The organism is Sulfitobacter sp. HI0040, assembly GCF_001634885.1.
Taxonomy (GTDB): Bacteria; Pseudomonadota; Alphaproteobacteria; order Rhodobacterales; family Rhodobacteraceae; genus Sulfitobacter.
Window position 1 is genome coordinate 1 of record NZ_LWEX01000071.1, and the last position, 4324, is coordinate 4324.

Sequence of the window (4324 nt, forward strand, 5' to 3'; positions counted from 1 at the left end):
GGCGGTTCCGCGATGAGTGAGTGGCTTTCCGGTATCGAGGCCAGCGAGGCGGGCCATCGGCTGGCGCTTTGGTTGGCACTGTCGGCAGCTTTTCTGCACGCGGTCTTCGGGGCGCTGCAAAAGGGGCGGCACGATCCATGGCTCACCCGCGGAGCCATCGACGTATTCTTTCTTTCGATAGCCTTGCCCTTCGCGCTTTTCGTCGTGCCATGGCCCGAGCCGCACATGTGGCTGATCTTCCTTGGGGCGGGGATCATCCACCTGATCTACAAGCTGTTGCAGGCATGGGCCTATACCAAGGGGGCCTACACGGTGGTCTATCCGGTGGTGCGCGGAACCGGGCCGCTCTTTGCGGTGCTGGGGGCCTATGTGATCTTCGCCGAACGGTTCACCTTTCTGCAATGGGTCGGCGTGGCAGTCCTGCTGGCGGGGATCTTCGGGCTCGCGGTCTATAACCTCATCTTCCTTGAGACGGAGCGGGACACGCTGAACGCCGCACTCGGGTTTGCCGTGCTCACCGGTCTTTTCGTGGCGCTTTACACCACCTTTGACGCCTACGGCATCCGCGCGACGGAAAATCCCTTTACCTTCCTTGCGTGGTTCTTTGTGGTCGATGGGGTGATCATGCCCTTCATCGCCGCGCGGCGATGGTTGCGCATGGACCATCCCCCGGACCTCGGCCCGCTTTTCGCGCGCGGCTTTTTCGGCGGCGTGATCGGCATTATGTCTTTCGGGTCGATCATGATGGCGACCCGGCTCGACAAGGTGGGGGAGGCGGCGGTCCTGCGCGAAACCTCCACCGTCTTTGCTGCCGTCATCGGTGTTGTCTTTCTGAAAGAAACCGTGGGGCCGCGACGGATCGCCCTGATGGCATTGATCGCCGCCGGTGCTGTGATAGTGGAGATGGGTGGATGAAGGATACCGATATGCCCCAGACGAAAGAGATCAACCCCTTCCTGCGGTCGGCCTTGGAATATGGCCCCGTGCTGCTGTTCTTTCTCGCCTACCTGCGGCTGAAGGACCGCCAGTTCCTGATCGGCGGGACAGAATACGACGGGTTCATCGTCGTCACTGCCGCCTTCATCCCGCTCTTGGTGGCGGCGACCGGGCTTTTGTGGATGCTGACCGGACGGATCAGCCGGATGCAGGTGGCGACGGTGATTCTGGTGGTGATCTTCGGCGGTCTGTCCGTCTGGCTGAATGACGACCGGTTCTTCAAGATGAAGCCCACGATGATCTACCTGCTCTTCGGTGGTATTCTTGCCGTGGGGTTGATGCGCGGCCAGTCCTATCTGAAATTCGTGATGGAAGAGATGGTGCCGCTTCAGGATGCGGGCTGGCTGATCCTGACGCGTCGGCTGATGCTGTGCTTCTTCGGTCTTGCGGTGGCCAACGAAATCGTCTGGCGCAGCTTTCCCACGGAAACATGGGTGTATTTCAAGACCTTCGGGCTGACGGCGGCAGTCTTCGTCTTCTTCATGTCGCAGGGGAGGCTTTTGCAGACCTATGGCACCGACAAGACGGAAGGCTGATCGGGCTAGCGCTTGAAAAGCTTGTCCTGCGCCTTCTTGTCGGCCCCGATGTCGCCGCGCTTTTCGGCATAAAGGGCACGGCCCGCCTGTACGCCGGGGCGGGCGGCCATCCGGTCCAGCCATGCGGCCATATGCGGCTTGTCGTCCATCGTCTGCTGCTGACCTTCCCAGAGCGACGCCCAACCCCAGATCGAGAAATCGGCGATCGACAGGAAATCACCGGCGACCCATTCGTTTTCCGCCAACTGCCGGTCCAGCACGCCATAAAGGCGCGCGACTTCGGCCCGGTAGCGGTCCTTGGCATAGGGCAGGTCCTGCGGAGGGTCCATCCGGGGCGCGTATTTCAGGAAGTGATGCGCCTGACCGGCCATCGGGCCCAGCCCGCCCATCTGCCACATGAGCCATTGATCCACCGCGATGCGCTCCCGTTCTGTCCGGCCGGTGAACTGGCCGGTCTTGCGGGCGAGATACTGCAGGATCGCCCCCGATTCGAAGATCGAGATCGGCGCGCCATCCGGCCCCTCGGGATCGGTCATGGCGGGCATCCGGTTGTTGGGCGAAATGGCGAGGAACTCGGGCTTGAACTGGTCGCCCGCGCCGATGTCGATCAGATGCGTGTCATAAGACAGGCCCATTTCCTCCAGCGCGATGGAGACTTTCCAGCCGTTCGGGGTGGGCCAGTAGTAAAGTTGAATTGTCTGGGTCATGCCGGTCTCCGGTGTTGGGGGCATCATGGCGCAATCTGGCCCGGGTGCAAGCAAGCAGCCAGTTGACGAAGCGGTGCGGCAGGCGTAGCAAAGCGCCGTGGCGATTTGTTACCGGATTGCGGGCCACGTTAAACAAACCGCTAAAAGGTCAGGATGAAAGACCCCTTTCGCTTGACCGCGTCTGGGGTTTTTTGTTGTCCGCAATGGCGGGCCGGAAAGGAAATGCACAATGAGTAATGATTGGAATCCGCGCACCAAGGCCGTTCATGGCGGCACGCGCCGCAGCCAGTATGGTGAAGTGAGCGAGGCGATCTTTCTCACCCAAGGGTTCGTCTATGACAGCGCCGAACAGGCCGAAGCCCGGTTTCAGCAGGCCGGCCCCGATGAATTCATCTATGCCCGCTACGGCAATCCCACCGTCGCCATGTTCGAGGACCGTATCGCAGCACTTGAAGGGACGGAGGACGCCTTTGCCACCGCCAGCGGCATGGCGGCGGTCAGCGGGGCGCTGATGTCGATGCTGAAGGCGGGCGATCACGTGGTATCCTCCCGCGCACTTTTCGGCTCCTGCCTTTATGTGCTCGAAGAGGTGCTGACGCGCTACGGGGTCGACGTGACCTTTGTCGACGGCACCGATCTGGCCGCGTGGGAGGCCGCGATCCGCGATGATACCCGCGCGGTCTTTTTCGAATCCGTGTCCAACCCCACCCTGCAGATCGTCGATATTGAAGCGGTGGCCAAGCTCGCCCATGCCAAGGGGGCCACGGTGCTGGTGGACAACGTCTTTGCCACGCCGGTCTTTTCCCGGGCGGTGGAACAGGGGGCCGATGTGGTCATCTATTCCGCCACGAAACATATAGACGGGCAGGGCCGCGCCCTCGGCGGCGTGATCCTCGGCAGCAGGGAGTTCATCCGCAAGACGGTGGAGCCTTACATGAAGCACACCGGCGGCTCCATGAGCCCTTTCAACGCATGGATCATGCTGAAAGGGCTTGAGACCATGAGCCTGCGGGTCAAAGCGCAGGCCGCCACGGCAGCGGCCATCGCGCAGGCCTTGCAGGGTAATCCCGCGCTCACGCGGGTGATCTACCCGGGCCTTGCGGACCACGCCCAGGCCGATCTGGCCAGGGCGCAGATGGGGCAGGGCGGCACGGTACTGGCGCTTGAGGTCAAGGGCGGCAAGGACAGCGCTTTCCGCTTTCTCAATGCGTGCCGGGTCGGTGTCATCTCCAACAACCTTGGCGATGCCAAGACGATCCTGACCCATCCCGCAACCACGACGCATCAGCGTTTGCCGCAGGACCAGAAGGACGCTTTGGGCATCACCCCCGGTCTCGTCCGGCTCAGCATCGGGCTGGAGGATGCGGACGACCTGATCGCCGATCTGGAGCAGGCGTTGAAAGAGGCCGTCTGACAGCCCACGGCAGGGCCAGCGCGACCCTTTGTCCTAGAGCCTCGCATTTCGTGGCCGGAACGCCTAGGTTTGGCGTGAAAAGCATCGGAAGGGCTGCGCTATGAATATCGTTACCCCGCTCTCGGACGGACCGGAAGACGCTGAGGCGAAGGCAGCGCTCGCCACGTTGCGTGACTGGGCGCGGCAGGCGAGCCCCGCCGAACGCGAAGCCATGGCGCGGGAGTTGGAACCGCTCGCCGGGGGCGAGAACGCCTATCCCGTCTTTGAACGCAGCTATCCCGATGACTTCCGCGCGGGCGACAACTACAGGGCCACCCTGCCGGATCTGCAGAACGGACCGGCCAGCCTCATCCGGGGCGCCCAGGCGCAAATCCAGCATGTGGGTATCTCCAACTTCCGGCTTCCCATCCGCTACCACACCCGGGACGGCGGGGACCTCACGCTCGAAACTTCCGTGACGGGGACGGTCAGCCTCGATGCGGAAAAGAAGGGCATCAACATGTCCCGCATCATGCGCAGTTTCTACAAACACGCTGAATCGACCTTCAGCTTCGAGGTCATGGAAGCGGCGCTGGATGATTATATCGCCGATCTTGAAAGCCCCGATGCCCGGCTGCAGATGCGCTTTTCCTTCCCCGCGCGGATCGAAAGCCTGCGCTCGGGCCTGTCGG

Annotated in this window: 5 protein-coding genes and 1 riboswitch; of the genes, 4 read left to right on the plus strand and 1 reads right to left on the minus strand. The window is 62.4% G+C overall.

The window, feature by feature from the left end; genetic code table 11:
* Window positions 1-12: 12 nt before the first annotated feature.
* Together A3728_RS05820 and A3728_RS05825 are read left to right on the plus strand one after the other, a co-directional pair.
* Window positions 13-915: a DMT family transporter gene (locus tag A3728_RS05820; RefSeq protein ID WP_067921108.1), complete on the plus strand. Its 903-nt coding sequence runs from the start codon at window positions 13-15 to the stop codon at window positions 913-915.
* Between the two features lie 11 nt (window positions 916-926).
* On the plus strand, window positions 927-1532 hold the full coding sequence (locus tag A3728_RS05825) for an inner membrane-spanning protein YciB (RefSeq protein WP_067921102.1): 606 nt from the start codon (window positions 927-929) through the stop codon (window positions 1530-1532).
* Window positions 1533-1537: 5 nt separating this feature from the next.
* Here the strand turns inward: A3728_RS05825 and A3728_RS05830 are convergent, their stop codons facing one another.
* The gene (locus A3728_RS05830; RefSeq protein WP_067921104.1) at window positions 1538-2239 is read right to left on the minus strand and encodes a glutathione S-transferase N-terminal domain-containing protein; all 702 of its coding nucleotides are present in this window, start codon (window positions 2237-2239) and stop codon (window positions 1538-1540) included.
* Between the two features lie 87 nt (window positions 2240-2326).
* Window positions 2327-2403, plus strand: a riboswitch (SAM riboswitch).
* Window positions 2404-2468: 65 nt separating this feature from the next.
* On the opposite strand from A3728_RS05830, the gene metZ reads away from it, so the two are divergent.
* Window positions 2469-3653 carry an O-succinylhomoserine sulfhydrylase gene (gene metZ, locus A3728_RS05835; RefSeq protein WP_067921106.1) on the plus strand — a complete coding sequence of 395 codons (1185 nt, stop codon included), beginning with the start codon at window positions 2469-2471 and terminating at the stop codon, window positions 3651-3653.
* 100 nt (window positions 3654-3753) lie between these two features.
* Window positions 3754-4324, plus strand: a 571-nt coding sequence (locus A3728_RS05840) for a GTP cyclohydrolase, FolE2/MptA family (RefSeq protein WP_201722297.1), incomplete at its 3' end; no start/stop codon positions are given.